Annotated in this window: 2 protein-coding genes; both read left to right on the top strand. The window is 33.5% G+C overall.

Annotation, left to right across the window (positions count from 1 at the left end; translation table 11 throughout):
• Positions 1-43 precede the first annotated feature (43 nt).
• Positions 44-565 (top strand): helix-turn-helix domain-containing protein, encoded by a 522-nt coding sequence (locus HH304_RS21070; protein ID WP_169685277.1) that lies wholly within the window; start codon positions 44-46, stop codon positions 563-565.
• The gene (locus HH304_RS21065; protein WP_271711730.1) at positions 565-1,404 is read left to right on the top strand and encodes an IS3 family transposase; all 840 of its coding nucleotides are present in this window, start codon (positions 565-567) and stop codon (positions 1,402-1,404) included. Before HH304_RS21070 ends, HH304_RS21065 begins: the two co-directional genes overlap by 1 nt.
• Positions 1,405-1,432: the final 28 nt, after the last annotated feature.

Genomic DNA, 1,432 nt, shown 5'->3' with positions numbered 1-1,432 from the left:
TAGAGTGCCCCCAAAAAGTTAGACACTATTTGGGGGCATTTTTATGTTTAAGAGAAAGAAGTACAACTATGAATTTCGATTGAGTTGTGTGCGCTCTGTATTAGAAGAAAATAGATCAGTAAATGCAGTAGCAGACGAATATGGGATTGAGAATTCCAACCTTCGTTTATGGGTTAGGTTTTTTCAACAGTATGGTAAATCAGGACTCAAACCAAGAAAGAGACAGTCTTATGATGCTTTATTTAAATTTGAAGTAATTGAATCCATTGAAAAGGATTACTTATCTTTAAGTGAAGCTTGTGTTAAGTTTAATATTCCCAGTGAGTCCATCATTATTAATTGGCAAAGGGCTTATAAAGCTAAAGGATTATCAGGCTTAAAACCGCAGTCAAAAGGGAGACCAAAGCAAATGAATAAGCCGATAAAAAGGAAGAAAAGGAAGTCAGATAAGCCTTTGACCAGAGAAGAACAGCTAGAACAAGAAGTTGAATACCTAAGAGCAGAAAATGAACTGCTAAAAAAGCTTCAAGCCTTAGTTCAAAAAGACAAAAAGCAAAAGCCGTAATGGAGCTAAGGCATAAGTATGATTTATGTTTATTGCTTAGTATTATCAAAATGGCAAGAAGTAGCTTCTACTACTATGTAAAGCAACTTTCAAAAGCAGATAAGCATGCTGATACAAAAAGGCTAATAAGAAAGATATATCACCAGCATAAAGGTAAATATGGTTACAGGAGAATCACTTTAGAGCTGGGTAATCAAGGATATCTTATTAATCATAAAACAGTCTTTAAATTAATGAGAAGTCTAAATTTAAAGAGTGTTATTAGAGTAAAGAAATATAAATCTTACAGAGGTGAAGAGGGTAGAATAGCTCCTAATTTACTCAATAGAGAGTTTAAGGCAGACAGACCCAATCAAAAATGGGCGACTGATGTTACAGAGTTTAATGTGTTGGGCAAGAAGTTGTATTTATCTCCTATTATAGACCTTTATAATCAAGAAATAATCAGTTATGAGCTATCTGAACGACCTGACTTCAAGAGTGTGATGGGTATGGTAGAAAAGGCTGTAAAAAAAGTAAAAGGTACAAATTCAACACTACTCCACTCTGATCAAGGATGGCAGTACCAAATGAAGCAATACCAGAACTACTTAAAAGACATGAATATTACGCAAAGTATGTCAAGAAAAGGAAATTGCTTAGACAATGCTGTTATTGAAAACTTCTTTGGGGTACTTAAATCAGAGCTGTTTTATCTAAAAAAATACAGATCAATCAACCAATTAAAAGCAGAAATAAAGGAGTATATAAATTATTACAACAAGGATAGAATCAAATTGAATCTAAAAGGAATGAGCCCGGTGAAATACCGAGCTCATTATTTAAAATTAAATTGTTAAACTTGTCTAAGTTTTGGGGGCTAGTCCA

The sequence above is a fragment of the Marinigracilibium pacificum genome, assembly GCF_012926615.1.
In the GTDB taxonomy this organism is placed as follows: domain Bacteria; phylum Bacteroidota; class Bacteroidia; order Cytophagales; family Cyclobacteriaceae; genus Mangrovivirga; species Mangrovivirga pacifica.
The sequence above is the reverse complement of the archived record's forward strand: the minus strand, read 5'-3'. Positions and strand labels throughout refer to the sequence as shown.